We start from the raw sequence: 21,661 nt of genomic DNA on the forward strand, positions 1-21,661 counted from the left end.
TCCCCAACGGGCAGCGAAGAGCGCACCCGGCCACGCCTGGAACGCCGCTGTCAGCGCAGGGCACACGAAGGAGACTTCACGACATGGGAGCAACAGCGACACTGTCCACTTCGGACTTATCGGTCGCGCCGGGTGGCGACGTCACGTGCCAGGTGGTGGTGCGCAACGCGGGTGAGCTGGTGGACCAGTTCACGATCGACGTCGTCGGCGAGGCCTCGTCCTGGAGCCACGCCGAACCGGCCGTGGTGAACCTCAACCCCGGTGAGTCCGCTCCGGTGCTCATCCGGTTCGCCCCACCGCGCGAGCCGGGCGTCCACGCGGGCACGGTCCCGTTCGGCGTCCGGGTCATCTCCCGTGAGGACCCGAACGGCTCGGTGGTCGAGGAAGGTGTCGTCACGGTCGGCGCGTTCACCGACGTGGCCGCGGAACTCGTGCCCGCCAAGGCCGAGGGCGCGCGGAGGGCCAAGTTCGAGGTCGCCGTCGACAACGTCGGCAACTCGCCCACGCTGCTGCGCCTGCGGGCCGTCGACCCCGAGGACGAGCTGGACTTCCGGCTGGACCGCGCCGACATCGCGTTGCCGCCCGGCACCACGGCGTTCGTTCGGCTGCGGGCCAAGCCGCGCCGGCGGTTCCTGCGCGGGGAGCCGAAGCGGCTCCCGTTCCAGGTCGAGATCACGCCGGAGCACGGCGACACGCTGATCACTCAGGGCACGATGGTCCAGCGCCCGCTGCTGCCGAGGTGGGTGCTGCCGTTGCTGATCGCGCTCCTGCTGGTCGCGGGGGCGTTGGTGGCGCTGTGGTTCACGGTGCTGGCGCCCGCCGTGAAGACTGCGGCGCGCGAGGCGGTGCGGCAGGAGAGTCAGGAGATCAAGGACAGGGCCGACCAGGCGGCCAGCGCGGCCGGGGCGGCGAAGGACGAGTCGAAGCAGGCCGCGGCGAACGCCGGTCAGGCACTGGACGCGCTGGGCATCAAACCCGGCGACACCGCCGCGACGCCGACGTTGCCGAAACCCGCCGAGAGCGGCGAGCCGGTGACGTTCCGGATCGACGTCACCGCGCCGATCGTCGCGAACACCGGCTCGTTCACCGAGGTCACGTTCACCCCGCCGGACGACAAGAAGACGTTCCTCATCAAGGACGTCTTCTTCGAGAACGCCAAGGGCGACACGGGCACCGCCCAGCTCGTCCGGGACGCGGCCGGGACGCGCAGCACGATCCGGGTCATCGGGCTCGGGAACTTCCGGGACCGCGACGAGCACTTCCAGGAGCCGCTGCGGTTCCAGCCGGGCGAGAAGATCGTGTTCCGGGTGAGCTGCCAGAACCCGCAGCCCAAGGGCTCGTGCACCCCGTCGGTGGTGCTCAACGGACGCTCCGGATGAGACCGTCAGATCAGGCCTTCGCGCAGCGCGAAAGCCACGGCGTGGGCGCGGTTGCGCAGCTGGAAGCGGTTGGTGATGTCGTGCAGGATCGACTTCACCGTGCGCTGCGAGTAGCACAGCCGCTCCGCGATCTCCCTGGTCTCCAGGCCGTCCGCGATCATCCGCAGCACCTCGGTCTCCCGGCTCGACATGCCGGCGAGGTTCAACCCGTTGGGGCGCAGCACGTTGCGCTGCAGGGCGGAGACGCGCCCGAGCAACCGGCCGAGCAGGTCGGCGGGCAGCGAGCCCTCCCCGGCGTGCGCGGCGCGGATCAGCCGGACCAGCGTGTCCGGGGTGGCGTCGGCCCGGCGCAGCACGGCGGACACCCCGCTGCCGACGACGTCGAGCAGTTCGGCGTCGGCCACGTCCCCGGCGATCAGCACGATGCCGGGGTTCGGCTGGCACTGCAGCTTTCTCAGCAGTTGCAGCACGGTCTCGTCGAGACGTTCGGCGACGACGAGCGCGACGCAGCGCTCGGTGGTCTCCGGCTCGACGAGCCTGATCTCCGGGCGGGACCGCAGTGCGACGGTGACGCCTGCGCGAGTGATGGAATCAGTGGCGTGCAGGACGACGGTGACTGGCTCGGCGTTCATCAGCTCCCCTTCTGACGACTGCGTCCATCATCCTGCCGGGCGCGTCCCGGCCGACATGGGCACTTGTCACGAACGGTCCCGGAGTGCGTTCACCGCCTGGGCACGATCTGCGACCTGCAACTTGCGGAGGATGTGGGACACGTGGTTGCGCACGGTCTTGGTGCTCAGGACCAACTCCCGCGCGATCGTGGCGTTGCCCTTGCCCGCGGCCATGAGCCGGGCGACGTCGCGTTCGCGCCCGGTCAGCTCCGGCAGCGCGCTCGGACGTGGTGCGGTGGCGAAGAAGTCGAGCAGCCGCGTCGCCACGCCGGGGCTGAAGATCGCCTCGCCCTCACCGACCGCGCGCACCGCGTCGACGATCTGCTGCGGCCGAGAGGACTTGACGAGATAACCCCGCGCACCGGCCCGCATCGCCGCGAACACCGACTCGTCGTCCTCGAACATGGTCAGCACCAGCACCCGTGCGGACGGCCGGGCGGCGACGATCCGGCGCGTCGCCTCGATGCCGCCGAGATCGGGCATGTTGAGGTCCATCACGATCACGTCCGGCCGCAACCGCCGCGCCAGCTCGATCGCCGGCGTCCCGCCGCTGGCCTCACCCACGACGTCGATGCCGCTGTCCGCCAGCGCCGCCATCACGCCCTGGCGGAACAACGGGTGGTCGTCCACGACCAGCGCGCGCAGGCTCATGAGACCGGCAGCGCGGCCGCGAGCCTGGTGCCGCCGTCGCGACCGGGCTCGACCCGGCAGTCACCGCCGAGCTCGCTGGCCCGCTGCCGCATCGACGCCAGCCCCACACCGGTCGTCACCTCGGCCGAACCCACCCCGTCGTCGACCACCTCGACGTGCAGTTCGGCGTCGAACCACAGCCGCACAACGCACGTGCGCGCGTCGGCGTGCGTGACGACGTTCGTCAGGGCCTCGCGGATGATCCGGTACGCCGCCACGCTCACCGCGTCGGGCACGGGCGGGATCTCACCGAGCACCAGGACCTCGATCTCGACGTGCAGCCGGGACCTCAACGCGGCCACGAACGTCTCGACGGCCCCCACCAGACCGAACTTGGCCACCGACGCGGGGCTCTCGTTCGCGACCAGCGCCTTGATGTCGCCGATCGCGGAGTGGATCTCGTCCTCCAGCAGCACGAGGAGCCGGGCCGCGCCAGCCGGGTCGGAGGCGAGCAGCTGCCGCGCCGACCGCAGCCCGAGGGCGACCGCGGCGAGCGAGGGGCCGACACCGTCGTGGAGATCGCGCAGCACCGTGCGGCGCGCCTCGGCCGCACTCCTGGCGCAGGACTCCGCGGGCACGATGAACTGGCGGCGCATTTCCGCTCCCTCCCACCGATGACTTCGCTCGCAGCTGACCAGCCGTTTCCGGCTTGCCCGATGGTGTGAACGAAGTCCCTCGATCGGACCATTCGGGGCCGTACTCCACTCTGATGGAAGCGTGCGGGTGGTTGATACAGCCGGACGGGAAGACCAAACGATCCGGTGAGCGGTATCTCCACGCCTGTCCCCTGCTCCGCAAGGACATGGGAGTCGAGGTCCGCGATCCTCGCTGGCTCGGGGCCGTGCCCGGAGCCGAGCTGGTGGTCGCGCTGGACGAGGTGGGAGGGCACGCCGCCGACGGGCACCGGGTGACGGTGCTGATCGACCTGGTGCCGGGCAACGTGGCGATGCTGCGGGGCCTGGCCGCCGAGGCGGTCGGGGAGGGCGCTCGCAAGGTGCGCGTGCGGCCGCACGGCGTCGGCCGGGTCGATCTGGTCCACGCGGCGGTGGAGCTCGGCCGGGTCGCCGAGGACGACGCCGTCGAGGTGCAGTTCGACGTCACGTCCGCCGCGCTGCTGCGGGCCGACCCCACGGCGTTCGTGCGGGTCGATCCGTTCGTGGTGCAGGCGGACGGGACGGTCGTGCCGATCTGCGCCGGGCTGGAGGACTACGCGCTCGGCGCGCTGGGGTCGTCGTTCGACGCCCTGGTCGCCGCGTGGGACCCCGAACCGGTCCGGGACCTGTGCCGGGTCGCGCTCGGCCGCGCGCTGGCCGACACCGGGCCGCTCGTGTCCTGGTACGAGCACCTCACCCGGACAGCAGCCGAGCTGCGCTCCTCGTGTTGATCACCTGGTCCGGGTCGACGCCGCACTCCTCCGCCCGCGCGCAGCCGTAGTTCAGCCAGTCCAGCTGGCCGGGCGCGTGCGCGTCGCTGTCGATGGAGAACGTGCACCCGGCGTCCACGGCCAGGCTGAGCAGCCGGCGCGGGGGATCGAGCCGCTCGGGCCGCGCGTTGATCTCGACCGCCGTGCCGTGCTCGGCGCAGGCCTCGAAGACCTTCTCCGCGTCGAACTGGGACTCCGGGCGGCCCTTGCCGACGACCAGCCTTCCCGTGCAGTGGCCGAGGATGTCGACGTGCGGGTTGCTGACCGCGTTGACCATGCGGCGGGTCATCTCGGCGCGCGGCATCTTCAGTTTCGAGTGGACGCTCGCGACCACGACGTCGAGCCGTGCCAGCAGGTCCTCGTCCTGGTCGAGCGAGCCGTCGTCGAGGATGTCGACCTCGATGCCGGTGAGGACCACGAAGGGCGCCAGTTCGGCGTTCAGCTCGGCGACCACCTCGAGCTGCTTCTCCAGCCGGTCGCGGCTCAGTCCGTTCGCGACGGTCAGGCGCGGCGAGTGGTCGGTCAGCACCATGAACTCGTGGCCGAGGTCGCGCGCCGCCTCCGCCATGTCGCGGATCGGACTGCCTCCGTCGGACCAGTCGGAGTGGACGTGGCAGTCGCCCTTCAGCCTCGACCGCATCTCCTCGCCGCCGGTGATGTCGACGTGCCGGAGTTTCGCCAAATAAGACGGTTCGCGGTTCGCGAGCGCGTCCACGACGACTCCGGCCGTGGACTTGCCGACGCCCTTGAGGTCGGTGAGCGTGCCCAGGCGGGACCGTTTCTCCACGTCGGCGGGATCGAGGTCGGCGAGGACGGCGGCCGCGTTGCGGAACGCCTGGACGCGGTAGGTCGGCTCGCCGGCCCGTTCCAGGTGGAACGCCACCTGCTTCAACGCCTTGACCGGATCCATACCTCTTTCCTACCCCACTTCGGTCAATTTCACCCGACCTTCGGGGGTGTCGACCGCGTCCGCGACTGCGACAGCGTTCTGTCGCTGTCCGACGATCGTGAGGGGTACGCGGTGAGGAAGCGTTGGGGCGCGGCGGCTTTGGTCGCCCCGCTGTTCATGTCCCTGGTGGGAACGGCCCAGGCGGCGCCTGGCCCGTTGGACGAGTACTACACCCAGACCGTCGCGTGGGCCGAGTGCCCGGCGGGCTGGGTCACGCCCTCGGCGGGGGTCGAGTGCGCCACGGTGATCGTGCCGATGGACTACAAGAACCCGGGCAACGGCAACCTGGAAGTCGCCATCTCGCGCAAGAAGGCCACCGATCCCGCGCGCCGCAGGGGCGTGCTGATGACGAACCCCGGCGGCCCCGGCGGTTCGGGCCTCGGCGCCGTGCACTGGTTCAACGCGCAGACCGACGTTCTGAAGATCTACGACGTCATCGGCATGGACCCGCGCGGTGTCGGCCGTTCGACGAACATCCGCTGCGTCTCGACGCCGTCGGACGACGAGTTCCCTTCGCGCCCAACGGACTCGCAGCTCGCGAACTGGTCGGACTACGCCCGTGCCGTCGAGGCGAACTGCCAGCGCGGCGGCGGTGAGATGCGCCGGTTCATCTCGACCATGAACACCGCCCGCGACATGGACGTCATCCGCGGGGCCATGGGGGAGAAGAAGATCTCCTACGTCGGCTACTCCTACGGCACGCAGCTCGGCGCCGTCTACGGCTCGATGTTCCCGAAGTTCCTCGACCGCAGCGTCCTCGACTCCGCCCTGGACCCGCTCAAGACGTGGCACGAGCAGGACGTCGACGTGGTGGACGCCATCACCGACAACCTGAAGAAGTGGACCGAGTGGACCGCGGCCCGCAACGGCACCTACGGCCTCGGCACCACCCCGGCCGCCGTGCGCGGTGAGCTCGACGCGATCGCCGCGAAGCTCAAGGACGGCCCGTACGGCGGCTACGCGGACGTGACCTCGTTCGACTACGCGGCCGGCGCCACCCGCTACCGCCGCTCGTGGGCCGCGTTCTCGCGCCACATCGCCTCGATCAAGGCGGGCGTCGCCGACCCCGCGGAGGCCTCCGCGATCGTGGCGGCGCTGAAGAAGGGCGACATCGAACCCACCTCGCCGGGCACCTTCCAGGCCGTGGTGTGCGAGTGGGACTGGTTCTCCGACGTCAACACCTACTACAACGACATGAAGCGCTGGCGCGACACCAACCCGTACGGCGGCACCGTCGACTACATGGCGCCGACCAACTGCACGTTCCGCGCCTTCCAGCGCCCGGAGAAGATCCCGGCCATCACCCGCAAGTACCCGGCGGGCCTGGTGGTCAACTCCGACGGCGACACCCAGACCCCGCTCGCCAACGGCCGCGTGATGGCGGAGCACCTGAACCAGCCGCTGATCAGCGTGGCCAACGACGGCCAGCACGGGCACTACGCGTTGCGCCGCAACGCCTGCGTCGACACGCTGGTCAACAAGTACCTGGTGTCCGGGATCCTGCCGGCCTCCCGCGTCACGTGCGCGGGCACGGACATCGCGGAGACGGTGCCGCCGGGCCAGGCGGCGTCGCTGGGCGCGCAGTCCGCACGCCCGTTGAGCGACATCCTCGGTGAGATCGCTGTGGAGACCAAACCCTTCTAACCGGGCGGCACGACACGACCGAGCCGTTTGCGCGCACCGTCTTCCTGGTAGCGCGCAACGGTCTCGGCCAACTGCTCGCACGCCCGCTCGATGGCCTGCCTGGCCTCGTTGCGCTCACTGGTGATGGCGGAGAGGATCAGCCCGGTCAGCGCCACCGAGCCGTTGAACGCCTGCAGCACGATCATCGTGGTCAGCAGGTCGTCGGCGGCGAAGTGACCGCTGGCCGCGGACATCACGGCGGCCACCGAGATGATCACGGCGCACGGGGCGGCGATCGCGTGCTGGAAGCGCAGCGCGGCCCAGATCAGCATCGGGAACACCAGGAACAGCAACCGCGACCCCGACACGGTCACGAACGACGCGAGCACCGCCGTGGTGAGCAGCAACGCCGCCGCCTCGGCGAGCCGGCGCGTCGGGGCCCTCCACCGGCGGGGCAGGGTGAGCAGCAGCGGCGTGAACACCAGCACTCCCATCGCGTCGCCCGTCCACCACACCGACATCACGGCCGGCACGTCGCGCCACGGGATCACGCCGCCGATCCGCAACGCCGCCGCGCCGACGACCGCGCTGACCATCATCGCTCCCAGCGCACCCGCGAAGACGAGCAGCAGCGCGTCCTTCAGCCGGTCGAGCGCGGGACGGAAACCGAAACGGGTCAGCAGGTACCAGGCGAGCAGGGGCGCGGCGGTGTTGCCCGCAGTGATCAGCAATGCCGAGAGCAGGGGCGCGCCCAGCGAGATGTTGGCGGCGAACGCCCCGAGGGTGATCCCCGGCCAGATCCGGCGGCCCGACATCAGCAGTGCCGCCACGGAGATGCCCGTCGGCAGCCACAGCGGGGTGACCTGACCCTCCACGAGGGCCAGGACCAGGCCGACCTGCGCGGTCGCGAAGTACGCGACCGCGATCGCGGCGATCGTGGCGACGGTCCGGATTGCGGCGTTCACCGACACATGCTGCACCCGTGCACACGTGATGACCAGACCTGACGACCCGGCGTACCCACCTGGACCCACCCGTAGACCGGTACCGGACAGTTCCGGAACCCCGCCCGGTCTTGACCAGTGCAAATCGACATACCGGCTGGTATGCTCGGCGACTCTCGGGCGGTCGTTGGGCCGTTCGGGTCGACCTCGGCCGGGTGGTTGCATCCGATGGCAGACGCCTAGTACCCGTTGGTAACAAGCTGTGTGAGGGGACCCGATGAGGACCGTGTTCACGACCTGCCCGCTCTGCGAAGCGATGTGCGGGCTCGAGCTGACGGTCGAGGGCGACCGCGTCACGAAGGTGCGCGGTGACCGCGAGGACGAGTTCAGCAAGGGCTTCCTGTGCCCCAAGGGCGCCTCGCTCGGCACGCTCGACGCCGACCCCGACCGGCTGAGCACCCCGCTGATCAAGCGCGACGGCGAGTTCCGGGAGGCCACCTGGGAAGAGGCCTTCGCCCACGTCGACGAACGCCTGAAGGACTTCCCCGACCGCGACGCCGTCGCGATGTACCTCGGCAACCCGGTCGTCCACTCGCTCGCCGGCGGCCTCTACGCCGGACCGCTGCGCAAGGCCCTGGGCAGCCGCAACGTCTTCACCGCCAGCACCGTCGACCAGATGCCGAAGCACGTCCAGGTCGGCCACATGTTCGGCGGCATCTTCTCCATCCCGGTGCCCGACATCGACCGCACCGACTTCATGCTGGTGCTGGGCGCCGACCCGTTCTCGTCCAACGGGAGCCTCTGGACGGTCCCGGACGCGCCGGGCCGCTTCAAGGCCCTGCAGAAGCGCGGCGGCAGCTTCGTCGTCGTCGACCCGCGCCGCAGCCGGACCGCTCAGGCCGCCGACCAGCACGTCGTGATCAGGCCGGGCACGGACGTGTTCCTGCTGCTGGCCCTGATCCACGAGCTCTTCGCCCAGGACCTGGTGAACCTCAGGGACCTCGCCGCGCACGTCACCGACCACTCGGTGATCCGCGAGCACGTCGAGCCGTTCGGTCCCGACGCCGTCGCGGACCGCACCGGGATCGACGCCGGGACGATCCGGGCGCTGGCGAGGCGGCTGGCGCAGGCGGAACGCGCTGTGGTCTACGGCCGGATCGGCACGACGACCGTCGAGTTCGGCACGGTCGCGTCGTGGGCCGTGGACACGCTCAACGTCCTCACCGGCAACCTCGACCGGCCCGGCGGCGCGATGTGGCCGCTGCCCGCGCACAGCAGGCGCGGATCCGGCACCGGCAAGGGTTTCGCCATCGGCCGCTGGCACAGCCGCGTCCAGTGGCACCCCGAGGTGATGGGGGAGTTCCCGGCCGTCACGATGGTCGACGAGATCGAGACGCCCGGTGAAGGTCAGGTGCGGGCGCTGTTCACGGTCGGCGGCAACCCGGCTCTGTCGCTGCCGAACTCGGCGCGGGTGAACGACGCACTGTCCTCATTGGACTTCATGGTCAGCGTCGACCCGTACCTCAACGAGACCACGCGGCACGCGGACGTCATCCTGCCGACACCGCCACCGTCCCGCCGCGACCACTACGACATCGCGTTCCTCAACAACTCCGTCCGCAACGTCGCGAAGTACTCGCGCGCCGCGATCCCGTTGGAGGAAGGCAGGGTCGACGAGACGGAGATCTTCTTCCGGCTCGCCACGATCTTCAGCGGCCTGGGGCCCAAGGCCGATCTCGACGCCATCGCGGCGTTCCAGCTCGCCGACCTGAAGAAGAAGGCCGGCGCCGACTTCGAACCCGAGGGCGAGACGCGCGAGGAACGCCTGCTGGACCTGAAACTCCGCACCGGCGCGTACGGGGTGACGCTGCGGCAACTCCTCGACAACCCGCACGGCATCGACCTCGGCCCGCTCACCCCGCGCCTGCCGGAGATCCTCCGCACGCCGTCCGGGAAGATCGAGCTCACGCCGCAGCCGATCGTGGACGACCTGCCGCGCGTGCTCGAAGCCCTGCGCACGCCCGAGACCGGCATGGTCCTGGTCGGCCGCAGGCACCTGCGCACCAACAACTCCTGGATGCACAACGTCCCCGCGCTGGTGAAGGGCAAGCCGTTGTGCACGCTGCTGGTCAACCCCGGCGACGCCGGCCGCATCGGCCTGACCGACGGCGCGACCGCCCAGGTCACCTCGCGCATCGGCAAGGTCGAGGTGCTGGTCGAGGTCACCGCGGACATCGCGCCCGGCGTCGTCTCGATGCCGCACGGCTGGGGCCACGACCAGCCCGGCACGCGGCTCACCGTCGCGGGCGAGCACGCCGGCGTGAACGTCAACCTCCTCACCGACGACCTCCGCATCGACCCGCTCTCGGGCACCGCCGTCCTCAACGGCACCCGAGTGCAGGTCGTGCCAGCGTGACCTTCCCCCGAGGTGCATTGGAGTCGCCATGACCGCCGGAGTCACCAGCCCGAACGCGGTGCGAGCCGTCCGCCGGATAGCCGACCTGCCGTTCCTCGCGGAGCAGGCGTACGGCGACGCGGTGGCGTGGCGGTTCAAGCAGGACGGGCAGTGGCGCGAGCAGACCTACGCCGAGGTCTCCGAGGTGGTGCTGGACCTCGCGTCCGGGTTCGTCCACGCCGGACTGCAGGCGGGCGACCGGGTCTGCGTCCTCGCGAACACCCGTCCGGAGTGGACGGCGGTCGAGCTCGCGGTGCTCGCGGCGGGCGGCATCGTCGTACCGATCTACCCGTCGAGCGCACCCGAGGAGATCGCCTGGGTGGTCGGCGACTCCGGCGCGTCGATCGTGGTGGCGGAGAACGAGGAGCAGTGCCTCAAGGTCGAGTCCGTCGGCGCCGGGCTTCCCGAGCTGCGGACGGTGTTCTCGATCGACCCGGCCGGTGACCGCTCGCGCGTCGCGGAGCTGCAGGACAGCGGCCGCACCTCCCCGCTGGCGGGCGTCCTCGACTCCCGCCGCGCCGCGATCAGGCCGGAGGACCCGAGCCTGATCATCTACACCTCGGGCACCACCGGCCCGCCCAAGGGCTGCGTCCTGACGAACGCGAACTGGGTCGCGCTGTGCCGGGTCGCGGAAGAGGCCCGCATCGACGCGATGACCGGCGTCGTCTACCTGTTCCTGCCGCTCGCGCACGTCTTCGCGCAGATCATCATGTTCGGCACCATGTACCGGGGCGGCGCGCTCGCCTACTTCGGCGGCGACATGAAGGCGATCGTGCCGGAGCTCGCCGAGGTCCGGCCTACGTTCCTGCCGTCCGTGCCGCGGATCTTCGAGAAGATCTACACGTTCGTCACGTCGAGCGTGCCCGCGGAGCAGCTCGCCCAGGCCGTCGCGCTGGGTCTTGAAGTCCGGCGCCGGCGTGCGGAGGGCGAACCGGTGCCGGCGGAGATGGCGGCCGCGTTCGAGCAGGTCGACGCGTTGTTCGCCAACGTCCGCGCGGCGTTCGGCGGCCGGCTCGTGCAGGCGCTGTCCGGTGCCGCGCCGATCTCCCCCGAGGTGCTGCGGTTCTTCCACGCGGCCGGGGTGCCGGTGCTGGAGGGGTACGGCATGACCGAGTCCACGGCCGTCGGCACGATCAACACCCTGGGCCGCTTCAAGCTCGGCTCGGTCGGCGCGTCCGGTGTGGCGGGTCTCGAGATGACGCTGGGGGAGGACGGTGAGCTGCTGATGCGCGGCCCGCACGTCTTCGCGGGCTACTGGCGCAACGAGGAGGCCACCGCCGAGACGCTGCGGGACGGCTGGCTGCACACCGGCGACCTGGGCGAGATCGACGCGGACGGTTTCGTGACGATCACGGGCCGCAAGAAGGACATCATCATCACCGCGGGCGGCAAGAACATCGCGCCGGCCAACGTGGAGAACGTGCTGCGCCAGTCCCGCTGGATCTCGCACGCCGTGCTGTTCGGCGACCGCAAACCGTTCTGTGTGGCACTGCTCACACTGGACGCGGACGAGATCGGGCCGTGGGCGGCGGCGCGCGGCTTGCCGTCCGACGTCGAATCTTTGGTGGGTCACCCGGACGTGCGAACGCTCGTGCAGGAAGTTGTCGACGAAGCGAACTCGCACTTCGCCAGTGTTTCCCAAGTGAAGAAGTTCGTGCTGCTCACCAGGGATCTGTCCCAGGAGGAAGGTGAGCTCACGCCGACCTTGAAGGTCAAGCGCAGCGTGGTGCACCGACTTCACTCTGGGTTGTACGAAGAGCTCTACGCGTAACCCGTACGTACGAGAAATCCAAAAACAGGTACATCCACCCTGGCGGATTCCCTCCGCTCAGGGCAGAGTGGGACACCAAGCGGCGCCAGGCCCCCTCCCCCCTCGGGCCCCAGCCGCTTCGCGGCCCCGGCTCAAGGCGTACTCCCCCCAGACGCCCCTGCCGGGGCCGCCTTCATTTGCGGCCCTTCACTTCCGCGGCGGCGTGGTCGTGCCGCGCACGATCAGTTGCGTCTCCGCCACGATCTGTGGCACCTCGGTGGTGTCCGAGTCGAGCCAGTCCAGCAGCAGGTTCACCGCCGTGCGTCCCGCCTGCGCCACCGGCATCGCGACCGTCGTCAGCGCGGGGGAGCACAGCGAGGCGTAGGTGAGGTCGTCGAACCCGGTCACCGACACGTCGTCCGGCACCGAGATGCCGCGATCGCGCAGCCGGGCCAGCACGCCCAGCGCCATGATGTCGTTGTAGGCGACGATCGCCGTCGTGTCGGCCGCCACCGCCAGGTCCGCCGCCTGCAGGCCGCCCTCGTAGCGCGGCGCGAACGGCCCGAGGTCGACCAGGTCCACCCCGTGCCGTGCCACCGCCTTCATCAGCCCGCGCCGACGCTCCTGGTTGGACCAGGACGTGCGAGGCCCGTTGAGATAAGCGATCCGGTGGTGTCCCAATGCGACGAGGTGGTCGATGACGGCGTGCATGCCCCCCGCCGAGTCCATCAACGCGGCGGGCACTCCGGCCAGGCGCCGGTTCAGCAGCACCAGGGACGTCACCCCGGCGACCTCGTGGACCTGGGAGTCCTCCAGGCCCGGCGCGCACAGCACGACGCCGTCGACCTGCTTGGCCATCGCGTGCACGAGCCTCGCCTCGGCGACCGGGTCCTCGTCGCTGTCCGCCACGAACACCGCGTAGTCGGCCTGCATCGCCCGCGCCTGCACGGCCTTGAGCACGCCGGTGAAGAACGGGTTGTCGAGGTCGGGCACGACGATGCCGATGTTGCCCGTCTTGCCCGTGATCAGCCCGCGCGCCGCCCTGTTCGGCTGGTAGCCGAGCTCGGTCGCGGCGGCCAGCACGCGTGTCCTGGTCTCCGGGCGCACGAGCTCCGGGGACGTCAGGGCACGCGAAACGGTCGCGACGGACACGTGCGCCCTGCGTGCCACGTCGCGGATGGTGACTGCCACGGATACCTCACCCTCGTGCCGGATCGGGCAATCATGACGGGTCGGGTGTGAAGCCGGGCCTGCGAGTCCGCGCCCACCTGCGGCAGGTCCTGAGTGGACGGCGGTGGTTGACAAAGCGGAACAGCGCTCCGTATCGTTCCGGAACGTCGCTCCGCTTAACTCGAAAGGAACCGCCATGACCGTCTTCACGGTGAGCCCCGTCGTGCTCGAGATCCCCGGCAGGCCCGTAGACCTGCAGCTGAAGGTCTCCGCGCCGACCGAGGGCACCGGACTGCCAATCCTGCTGCTTTCGCACGGGCACGGTCCCTCGAATCACCTGTCCTCGCTGAACGGGTACGCGCCGCTCGCGAACCACTGGGCCGAGCGGGGTTTCGTCGTCCTGCAGCCCACGCACCTGAGCAGCCGCACCCTGTCCCTGCCGGCGGACACCCCCGGCGCGCCGCTGTTCTGGCGGTCCAGGGCCGAGGACATGTCGCACGTGCTGGACCGCCTCGACGAGATCGAGAAGGCCGTGCCGTAGCTGGAGAACCGCTGGGACCGCACGAAGATCGCCGTCGTCGGCCACTCGATGGGCGGCCACACCGCGAGCCTGCTGCTGGGCATGACAACCGAGGGCGTCAGCCTGAAGGACGACCGGATCAAGGCGGGTGTGCTGCTCGGCTCCACGGGCCGCGGTGACGCCGTCACCGACCTGGTGAGGGAGAACTACTCCTTCATGCAGCACACGGACTTCAGCGGGATGACGACGCCCGCGCTCGTCGTCGCGGGGGACGCGGACGCCTCCGCGCACCTGACCACCATGGGACCGGACTGGCACGCCGACCCGTACCACCTGGCGCCCGGCCCGAAGGACCTGCTCACGCTGTTCGGCGCGGAACACGGCTTCGGCGGTGTCTCCGGGTACGACGTCGCCGAGACCACGGACGAGAACCCCGAACGGGTCGCGACCGTGCTGCGGCTGACGACGGCGTACCTGCGGGCACAGCTGCACGGCACCGACGACTGGAAGGACGTCGAGGTCACCGACGGCCGCATCGACTCCAAGAGCTAGTGCGCGTTGGGTTCCGGGTTCTTCCCGGGCCGTGACAGGAACTCGAAGTCGCAGCCCTGATCGGCCTGTGTGATGTGCTCGTAGTACAAGGCGCCGTAACCGCGTTCGAACTTCGGCGGTGGCGCCGTCCACGCGTCACGACGGCGCGCCATCTCCTCGTCGGAGATCTCCACGCGCAACACCCGCGCCTCGACGTCCAGCGTCACGAGGTCGCCGTCCCGCACCAACGCCAGCGGGCCGCCGACGTGCGCTTCCGGTGCCACGTGCAGAACGCAGGCCCCGTAAGAGGTTCCGCTCATCCGCGCGTCCGACACCCGCACCATGTCCCGGACTCCCTCGCGCAGCAGCTTGTCCGGGATCGGCAGCATCCCGTACTCCGGCATGCCGGGCCCGCCCTTGGGCCCGCCACCGGCGAGCACGATCACCGAATCCCTCGTCACGTCCAGCGCGGGGTCGTTGATCCGTGCCCGCAGGTCCTGGTAGCCGTGGAACACCACGGCGGGCCCGGTGTGCCGCCACAGCGCGGGATCGGCCGCCACGTACTTGACCACCGCGCCGTCCGGGGCCAGATTCCCCCGCAGCACGGCCAACCCACCCTCGGGAGAGATCGGATCGTCCAGCGGCCGGATCACGGCGGCGTCGTACACCTCGGCGCCGTCGAGGTCCTCGCCGAACGTCCGCCCGGTCACCGTGATCCGCTCGAGGTGCAACGAGTCCCGCAGCCGCGACAGCAGCCCGCGTAGCCCACCGGCGTAGTAGAAGTCCTCCATCAGGTGTTCACCGGCGGGCTGGACCGAGGCGAGCACCGGCACCTCGCGCGACAGCCGGTCGAAGTCGTCCAGCGACAACGGGATCTGCGACCGCCCGGCCATCGCGATCAGGTGGATGTACGAGTTCGTGGACCCGCCCAGCGCCAGCACGGTCCGGATCGCGTCCTCGTAGGCCTCCGCCGACAACACGTCTCCGATGGTGAGCCCCTCGCGCACCATCTCGACCACACGCGCCCCGGACGCGGCCGCCATCCGGTGGTGCGCCGAGTCCACGGCCGGGATCGACGACGCCCCGGGCAACGTCAGCCCCAGCGCCTCCGCCGCGGCCGTCATGGTCGACGCCGTGCCCATCGTCATGCACGTGCCGGGGGAGCGGGCCAGACCGGACTGGATCTCCGCCCAGTCGCCGGACGAGATCGTGCCCGCCCGCTTCTCGTCCCAGAACCGCCACATGTCCGTGCCGGACGCGAGCCTCTCGCCCCGCCAGTGCCCGCGCAGCATGGGCCCGGCCGGCACGAAGACCGTGGGCAGGCCGGCGGAAGCGGCGCCCATCAGCAACGCCGGGGTCGTCTTGTCGCAGCCGCCCATCAGCACACAACCGTCGACGGGGTAGGACCGGAGGACCTCCTCGGTCTCCATCGACAGCATGTTCCGGTACAGCATCGGGGTCGGCTTCTGGTACGTCTCCGACAGCGTGGAAACGGGGAACTCCAACGGAAAGCCGCCCGCCTGCCAGACCCCGCGCTCGACCTGCTGCGCCCGTTCGCGCAGATGCATGTGGCACGGGTTGATGCCGCTCCACGTGTTCAGGATCGCGATGACCGGCTTGCCGAGGTGCTCGTCGGCGTTCAGGCCGAGCTGACGCGCGCGGGCGTTGTGCGAGAACGCCCTGAGCCCCTCGCCCTCGAACCACTCCGCGCTGCGCAGCCTCACAGCAGGCTCCACGAGTTCAGCAGAACGCCCACCGCCGAACGATCGGCCTCCGGCAGCACCGAGGCGGGCGGACGCACGTCCCGGCGGCACAAACCGAGCTGTGCCAACGCTTCCTTCACGACGGACACGTTGTTGGCGGACTCGTTCGACGTCCGCAGCTCCTCGAACCCCCGGACGAACTCCCAGAACTCCATCGCAGCACCGAACTCACGGGCTCGCAGGCACCGGAACATCTGCATCGACAGCTGCGGCGCGACGTTCGCCAGCCCGGACGTGAACCCGGTGGCCCCGACCGCGAAGTACCCCGGTGCCGACAGTTCGGCCAGCCCCGCGACCCACGTCAGCCGTTCGAGCCCGGCGTCGCGCGCGACCGAGGCGAACCGCACCGGGTCCGGCACCGCGTACTTCACGCCGACGACGTTCGGGCACGCGTCCGCCAGCGCCGCGATCTGCGCGCCGCCGATCCGCGGGTTCCGCACGTACAGGACCACGCTCAGCTCAGGCACCGACGAGGCGACCGCCCGGTGGTAGTCCACCCACCCGTCCAGCGAGACGTACGGGTGCACCGGCTGGTGGATCATGATCCCCCGAGCGCCGGCCCGGTCCGCGAACCGGGCGGCGGCCACGGCGGAACCGACGTCGTGCCCGACCCCGGCGACGATTGCCGCACGGTCCCCGACGGCGTCCACGGTGATCTGCAGCGCGCGCTCGGTCTCAGCGGAGGACAACGTGTAGAACTCGCTCGTGTTGCCGTTCGGCGTCACGACCGAGATCCCGCCCTCGACCATCCGGTCCACCACGGCGGCGTAGTTCTTCTCGTCGATCGTCCCGTCCGCGTCGAACGGGGTGACGGTGATCGCCACGACGGACGCCAGCTGTTCGGAGAGGTCATCGAACGACATCGGGAAGCTCCTCGGCCACTCGGTCGGCGAACGTCTGGATGTGCCGGCGCAGCAGGTCGGCGGCGGCGTCGCCGAAGCCCTCCTCGGCGGCGACGAGGATCGCCCGGTGCTCGGCGTCCTCGGCGTCCCACGTCGGGCTGATGCCCCAGCCGGCGACGGTGATCAGCGCGGTCTGGTCGCGCAGCCCGTCGAGGATCCCCACCAGCAACGGGTTGCCGCACCCGGCGTAGAGCGCCCGGTGGAAGCGGCGGTTGGCCAGGCTGCGCCGGGCCAGGCCGGACACCTCGTCGAGGGCCGAGCGGGCCTCGGAGAAGTCCGCCCCCAGCGCGACGGACCGGCGCAACGCCTCGGGCTCGACCAGCAGCCGCACGTCGTGGACGGACCTGGCCATCTCGGCGTCGACCACGCGGACCGCGGCGCCCTTGTACGGGCTCATCACGACGAGCCCCGACCCGGCGAGCGTCTTGAGCGCCTCGCGCACGGGCGTCTTCGAGACGGCGAGCGACGCGGCGAGATCGGTTTCGACGAGCGCCTGACCCGGCTTCAGTTTTCCTTCGAGAATCGCTTCTTTGATCGATTCCAGAACGAAGTCGGTCCGGGACGCCGGAAGTGCCCCCACCCGGTCATACATCATATATGAGAGCGTAGGAGCAGGTAGAGGCCCAGGTCAACTTTTTCGTGTGGGCTGGACAACGTCCTTGTATCCACGTTGAACCAACTTCCTCGCCGGCTCGTTTTGAGGGTGTTGGTCACCGCTGTGCGCGGGGCTGGAGAAGGAGAAATTCGAGTGCATCGTTCCGCATGACCGTGTCCATTGCCGCGTCCGCCGGCGCAAGGCACCGAACGTCCTGGGCACCACCGAGTTGAACGAGAACGACATGCTGATGGAAGAACTGCCACCGGAGGCCGCGCTCGACGGGCCTCCACCGGACATGGACCACCTGCTCCAGCGCACGCTGGGCACGGTCCGCGAAGAAAGAACCCAGGCCGTGCGCCGCCGAGGGCGCGTCACGGCCCTGTCGTCGACCCTCGCGGTCGCCGGAGTGCTCGCCGGGGGCGTCTGGATGGGCCAGGGCCTGGGGGTCGGTGGCACCGAGAACGTCGACGCGCTCCTGCGGGGAACTTCGTCGACGGGTGCGCACATGGCCGTGCAGGTCACCGAGACGGAGGGTGGTCTGAGGCTGGTCGCGACGGTCGACGGGATGCGGGACGGGGAAGCCTGCTGGCTGGTCGTGCACACGAAGGACGGACGAACGTTCACCGCGGGTTCGTGGAGGGCGCACGACGGTGAGGTGACCTTGGCCGGGTCCGCGATGGTGCGGGCAGGGGACGTGACCGGGGTCAGCGTGGTCGACCACGACCGCCGGCCGCTGGTGACCGCGAGTTAGGACTCGGGGCCGACGCGGCCCCGAGTCCCCGTCCGGCCGGCGCGTTTGCCATCCTGTTGAGACAACGCGCTTTTGTTCGCCCGGACGGATTGGCAGGCTGGGGACGTGGCCCGGAACAAACCGGCGACCTTCGCGGTCGCGGTGGTCGCGCTCCTCGTCGTGGCGGGCTCCGCGGTCCTGCTGCGCGGCACGTCCACCGGTGCGCCATCGCCTGACCAGTACGTCAGCGACCTCGACCAGGTGCTCGTCGAACCGAAGACGCCGCACGTCGTCATCCGCTGCGGCACGAACGAGGAACGCCACCTCAACGCGGACAACCCCGTCGTCTCACCCGGCATCCCGTTCGGCGCCCACCACACCCACGAGTACGTCGGCAACTCCTCGGCCGATGCCATGTCGACCGACGAGTCCCTCGCGGCCGCGACGACGACGTGCGAGAACGACGACCTCTCGACCTACTACTGGCCCGTGCTGCGGCTGACCGACGGCGTCGGGCACGACGAGCACGCCGACGGCGGCGGCCTGCACGGCAACACCGGTGAGGTGCTCCGGCCGAGGAGCGTCGAGATCCGGTACGACGGCAGCCCCGTGAGCGACGTGCTGCCGATGCCGCGGTTCCTGCGCCTGATCACCGGCGACCCGTCGGCGTTCACCAGCGACTACGGTCCGCTCACGCGTGCCAGGTGGGGCTGCTCGGACCAGCCGGGCCGCTTCACGACGAAGTACCCGTTGTGCGGCAGCGCGACCACCTTGCGCAGCTACGACTTCGGCAGCTGCTGGGACGGCAACAACACCGACAGCGCCTCGCACCGCACGCACGTGGTGTTCCCGCTGGCCGGGGGCATGTGCCCGGCCAAGACCTTTCCCATCCCACGCCTGCACGTCACCGTGGGCTACGACATCCCCGCAGGTCGCCCGTTCGCGATCGACAGCTTCGCCGAGGAACTGCGCGACCCGGCGACCGACCACGGGATGTACATCAACGCCATGCCGGAGGCGCGGATGGCGGAACTGGCCGGGTACCTCAACCGGTCCCGCTAACATCCGGCGATCCTTTTTAGTCGAAAGCCGTTGAACCGAAGCACTCCGCCGCTCGTGTGTCGGCTGAGGTCTTCAACAGGACGCCCGCAGGAGATCGGTCGCGGGCGGGGAGGAGTGGGTGGATGGCGGCTTTGTTCTCCCGCAAACGGGAGACCGCGGCCGACGAGGCACTGATCCGATCGCTCTACGAGGAGCACGGTCGGGCGCTGCTGGCGTATGCGACGCGGCTGACCGGCGATCGGGCGGCTGCCGAGGACGTGGTCCAGGAGACCCTGGTCCGAGCGTGGCGCCATCCCGACGCCCTCGTGAACGGCAAGGGATCGGTGCGAGGCTGGTTGCTCACGGTGGCGCGCAACATCGTCACCGACAGGGTGCGGGCGAAGGCCGCGCGTCCTCAGGAGGTGGCGGAGTCCCCGGCGACGCCCCCGATCGAGCGCGACCACGCCGACCAGGTCGTCGACTCGGTGGTGGTGCTCGAAGCGCTCGACAGGCTGTCCTCCGACCACCGCGACGTGCTGATGGAGATCTACTTCCGCGGCCGGAGCGTGACGGAGGCGGCTGAGGCGCTCGGGGTGCCACCTGGCACAGTGAAATCGAGATCGTATTACGCGTTGCGAGCCTTGAGGGAGACCTTCGGCGGTCAGAAGGTCGCACTGAAGGGGGTGGCCGGATGACCACGCAGCACGACCCGCAACTGCTCGGTGCCTACGTTCTCGGGGCACTGGACGAGCAGGAGGTGCGCGAGATGGACCAGCACCTGGCGTCCTGCCCCGACTGCAAGCGTGAACTCGAAGAGCTCCGCGACATGGAGGCCTTCCTCGGCGAGGTGCCGCCGGAGGCCATGCTGGACGGGCCGCCCGAGGGCGGCGATCTGTTGTTGCAGCGCACCCTGCGCCAGGTGCGTGCCGAACGGGGCGGCGTCGCACGACGTCGTCAGTTCGCGATCGGTGCCGCGGCGGCCGTCGTGGCCGCGGTGGTGCTCGGCGCCGGTGTCTTCGTCGGTAAGGCCACGTCACCCGATGTGACAGCCCTTCCCACCCCGACGGTGGCACCGGATCCGGCGGGCACCAGGCTTGCCACGTTCACCGACCCGGCGACCAAGGCGTCGATGACCGTGAAGGTCGTCCCCGCCGCCGGCTGGGTCAGGACGAACATGGCGATCAACGGCATTCCCGAGGGCGAGAAGTGCCGGATCTTCGTTGTCGCGAAGGACGGCAGCCGCCAGGAGGCGGGCTCCTGGGTGGTGTCCAAGAAGGGCGCCGCCGAGGGCACGAACCTGGACGGTTCCGCGTTGGTCGACCCCAAGGACGTGAAGTCCGTGGTGGTCGAGAACTTCGCGGGCAAGAAGTTCGTCGAGGTGCCGGTCCAGGCGTGACCGAGGGACGAGGGGCCGCTTCCGCAGTACGGGAAGCGGCCCCTCTTCTCACGGCTTGAGCACCACTTTCCCCGCCGTGGCACGGGATTCCAGCGCCTCGTGCGCCAGCGGGGCGTCCTTCAGCGCGAACGGCGGGTGGACCAGCGGCACGAACCGCCCGCTCGCGAGCCCCGCCATCGACTCCTCCTCCAGCACCCGCAGCCCGCGCCGCATCAGCCCGGGTCCCAATGCGACAGTCGCGGTGAGACTGTTCGCGAACAACGCCTCCGTGCTGATCGGCGTGGACGACCCGGACGCCCAGCCGTAGATGATCTGCCGCCCGCCGGGTCCGAGCGTCTTCAACGCCTGCGCGCCCGCCTCGCCGCCGACGCCGTCCAGCACGACGGTCATGTCCTTGAGACCGTCCGCCCAGCCGGGCCGCGTGTAGTCGATGGCGGCGTCCGCGCCGTTGTCCATGACGAGGTCGAGCTTCTCGCCGCTCGCGAGCCCGATGACCTGCGCGCCGACGTTGCGCGCCTCCTGCACGAACAACGCGCCCATGCCCCCGGCCGCCGACGTCACGAGCACCACGTCGTCCTTCGTGAGCCTCGCGGCGTCGAGCACCCCGACCACGGTCCGCCCAGTCCCGATCATCGCGACGGCCGCCTCGAACGACACGTCGTCCGGCAGCGCGTGCAGGGCGCCGGCCCCCGCCACCGCGAGCTCGGCGTACCCGCCGTTGGCCTGGCCGAGGTGCGCGACGACCCGGCGGCCGAGCCAGTCCGGCGCGACGTCCTCACCGAGCGCCGTCACGACCCCGGCGACCTCACGGCCGGGCGTCATCGGGAAGGCGACGGGCCCGAAGCCGCCCTTGCGGATCGTCGTGTCGACGAGGTGGACGCCGGCCGCCGCCACGGTGACGCGGACCTGGCCCGCGGCGGGCTCCGGGTCGGGGACCTCCTCGAAGCGCAGGTTCTCCGCCGGGCCGAACTCGTACTGCCGAATCGCGAACATGCCGCCGACGGTAGGAGCTCGACTTAGCTGGAGGTCAAGGCGTTCAACTGACGCGGGTTCGCGTTGAACACCGCCGGAGGTCCGTGACGTGCCCGGCATCGTCCGAGCCTCCGAACAATGATCTTGTGGACCG

General features: G+C 70.3%; 21 protein-coding genes. 11 read left to right on the top strand and 10 right to left on the bottom strand.

Features of this window, described 5'->3' with window-relative positions:
• The first annotated feature begins 83 nt into the window (after positions 1-83).
• The gene (locus IEY88_RS36995) at positions 84-1,379 is read left to right on the top strand and encodes a COG1470 family protein (RefSeq protein WP_189159574.1); all 1,296 of its coding nucleotides are present in this window, start codon (positions 84-86) and stop codon (positions 1,377-1,379) included.
• A 5-nt stretch (positions 1,380-1,384) separates the two neighbouring features.
• Here IEY88_RS36995 and IEY88_RS37000 read toward each other — a convergent pair whose 3' ends face one another.
• The 3 genes from IEY88_RS37000 to IEY88_RS37010 form a co-directional block, all read right to left on the bottom strand.
• Complete coding sequence (locus IEY88_RS37000) at positions 1,385-2,011, bottom strand: response regulator transcription factor (protein WP_189159575.1); 627 nt, start codon at positions 2,009-2,011, stop codon at positions 1,385-1,387.
• 66 nt (positions 2,012-2,077) lie between these two features.
• Positions 2,078-2,701, bottom strand: a complete 624-nt coding sequence (locus IEY88_RS37005) for a response regulator (protein WP_189159576.1) — start codon at positions 2,699-2,701, stop codon at positions 2,078-2,080.
• Positions 2,698-3,336: a sensor histidine kinase gene (locus IEY88_RS37010; protein ID WP_189159577.1), complete on the bottom strand. Its 639-nt coding sequence runs from the start codon at positions 3,334-3,336 to the stop codon at positions 2,698-2,700. The genes IEY88_RS37005 and IEY88_RS37010 overlap by 4 nt, the downstream gene beginning before the upstream one ends.
• 206 nt (positions 3,337-3,542) lie before the next feature.
• On the opposite strand from IEY88_RS37010, the gene IEY88_RS37015 reads away from it, so the two are divergent.
• Positions 3,543-4,124: a hypothetical protein gene (locus IEY88_RS37015; protein ID WP_189159578.1), complete on the top strand. Its 582-nt coding sequence runs from the start codon at positions 3,543-3,545 to the stop codon at positions 4,122-4,124.
• Here the strand turns inward: IEY88_RS37015 and IEY88_RS37020 are convergent.
• Complete coding sequence (locus tag IEY88_RS37020) at positions 4,087-5,073, bottom strand: PHP domain-containing protein (protein ID WP_189159579.1); 987 nt, start codon at positions 5,071-5,073, stop codon at positions 4,087-4,089. The two genes, IEY88_RS37015 and IEY88_RS37020, sit on opposite strands and share 38 nt — an antisense overlap.
• Before the next feature lie 111 nt (positions 5,074-5,184).
• Between IEY88_RS37020 and IEY88_RS37025 the strand changes: the two genes are divergently transcribed.
• Positions 5,185-6,756, top strand: coding sequence for an alpha/beta fold hydrolase (locus IEY88_RS37025; RefSeq protein ID WP_189159580.1), 1,572 nt, complete (start codon positions 5,185-5,187; stop codon positions 6,754-6,756).
• Here the strand turns inward: IEY88_RS37025 and IEY88_RS37030 are convergent.
• A complete protein-coding gene (locus IEY88_RS37030) occupies positions 6,753-7,700 on the bottom strand; it encodes an MASE1 domain-containing protein (protein WP_229694109.1) in 948 nt (315 codons plus the stop codon). The two genes, IEY88_RS37025 and IEY88_RS37030, sit on opposite strands and share 4 nt — an antisense overlap.
• Before the next feature lie 256 nt (positions 7,701-7,956).
• On the opposite strand from IEY88_RS37030, the gene IEY88_RS37035 reads away from it, so the two are divergent.
• Positions 7,957-10,095 (top strand): molybdopterin oxidoreductase family protein, encoded by a 2,139-nt coding sequence (locus IEY88_RS37035; protein WP_189159582.1) that lies wholly within the window; start codon positions 7,957-7,959, stop codon positions 10,093-10,095.
• Between the two features lie 28 nt (positions 10,096-10,123).
• Positions 10,124-11,905 (top strand): AMP-dependent synthetase/ligase, encoded by a 1,782-nt coding sequence (locus IEY88_RS37040; protein WP_189159583.1) that lies wholly within the window; start codon positions 10,124-10,126, stop codon positions 11,903-11,905.
• 186 nt (positions 11,906-12,091) lie between these two features.
• Here the strand turns inward: IEY88_RS37040 and IEY88_RS37045 are convergent, their stop codons facing one another.
• A complete protein-coding gene (locus tag IEY88_RS37045) occupies positions 12,092-13,075 on the bottom strand; it encodes a LacI family DNA-binding transcriptional regulator (protein WP_189159584.1) in 984 nt (327 codons plus the stop codon).
• Between the two features lie 175 nt (positions 13,076-13,250).
• Between IEY88_RS37045 and IEY88_RS45305 the strand changes: the two genes are divergently transcribed.
• The gene (locus IEY88_RS45305) at positions 13,251-13,595 is read left to right on the top strand and encodes an alpha/beta hydrolase family protein (RefSeq protein ID WP_308426043.1); all 345 of its coding nucleotides are present in this window, start codon (positions 13,251-13,253) and stop codon (positions 13,593-13,595) included.
• Positions 13,596-13,676: 81 nt separating this feature from the next.
• A complete protein-coding gene (locus IEY88_RS45310; protein ID WP_308426044.1) occupies positions 13,677-14,126 on the top strand; it encodes an alpha/beta hydrolase in 450 nt (149 codons plus the stop codon).
• On the opposite strand, the gene araD is transcribed toward IEY88_RS45310, so the two are convergent.
• The 3 genes from araD to IEY88_RS37065 are packed head-to-tail and all read right to left on the bottom strand — an operon-like array spanning position 14,123 to position 17,365.
• Positions 14,123-15,829 carry an L-arabinonate dehydratase gene (araD, locus tag IEY88_RS37055; RefSeq protein WP_229694110.1) on the bottom strand — a complete coding sequence of 569 codons (1,707 nt, stop codon included), beginning with the start codon at positions 15,827-15,829 and terminating at the stop codon, positions 14,123-14,125. The two genes, IEY88_RS45310 and araD, sit on opposite strands and share 4 nt — an antisense overlap.
• Complete coding sequence (locus IEY88_RS37060; RefSeq protein ID WP_189159586.1) at positions 15,826-16,731, bottom strand: dihydrodipicolinate synthase family protein; 906 nt, start codon at positions 16,729-16,731, stop codon at positions 15,826-15,828. Before IEY88_RS37060 ends, araD begins: the two co-directional genes overlap by 4 nt.
• Positions 16,718-17,365, bottom strand: a complete 648-nt coding sequence (locus IEY88_RS37065) for a GntR family transcriptional regulator (protein WP_229694111.1) — start codon at positions 17,363-17,365, stop codon at positions 16,718-16,720. The genes IEY88_RS37060 and IEY88_RS37065 overlap by 14 nt, the downstream gene beginning before the upstream one ends.
• A 244-nt stretch (positions 17,366-17,609) precedes the next feature.
• On the opposite strand from IEY88_RS37065, the gene IEY88_RS37070 reads away from it, so the two are divergent.
• From IEY88_RS37070 to IEY88_RS37085, 4 genes are all read left to right on the top strand, one after another.
• A complete protein-coding gene (locus IEY88_RS37070; RefSeq protein ID WP_189159587.1) occupies positions 17,610-18,119 on the top strand; it encodes an anti-sigma factor in 510 nt (169 codons plus the stop codon).
• Between the two features lie 105 nt (positions 18,120-18,224).
• Positions 18,225-19,160, top strand: coding sequence for a DUF1996 domain-containing protein (locus IEY88_RS37075; RefSeq protein ID WP_229694112.1), 936 nt, complete (start codon positions 18,225-18,227; stop codon positions 19,158-19,160).
• Between the two features lie 122 nt (positions 19,161-19,282).
• A complete protein-coding gene (locus IEY88_RS37080) occupies positions 19,283-19,834 on the top strand; it encodes a sigma-70 family RNA polymerase sigma factor (RefSeq protein ID WP_089953784.1) in 552 nt (183 codons plus the stop codon).
• Positions 19,831-20,535, top strand: a complete 705-nt coding sequence (locus IEY88_RS37085; protein ID WP_189159588.1) for an anti-sigma factor family protein — start codon at positions 19,831-19,833, stop codon at positions 20,533-20,535. The genes IEY88_RS37080 and IEY88_RS37085 overlap by 4 nt, the downstream gene beginning before the upstream one ends.
• A gap of 48 nt (positions 20,536-20,583) precedes the next feature.
• Here IEY88_RS37085 and IEY88_RS37090 read toward each other — a convergent pair whose 3' ends face one another.
• A complete protein-coding gene (locus IEY88_RS37090; RefSeq protein WP_189159589.1) occupies positions 20,584-21,528 on the bottom strand; it encodes a zinc-binding dehydrogenase in 945 nt (314 codons plus the stop codon).
• Between the last annotated feature and the right edge of the window lie 133 nt (positions 21,529-21,661).

Origin of the sequence: Lentzea pudingi (assembly GCF_014646255.1) — a bacterium.
In the GTDB taxonomy this organism is placed as follows: Bacteria; Actinomycetota; Actinomycetes; order Mycobacteriales; family Pseudonocardiaceae; genus Lentzea; species Lentzea pudingi.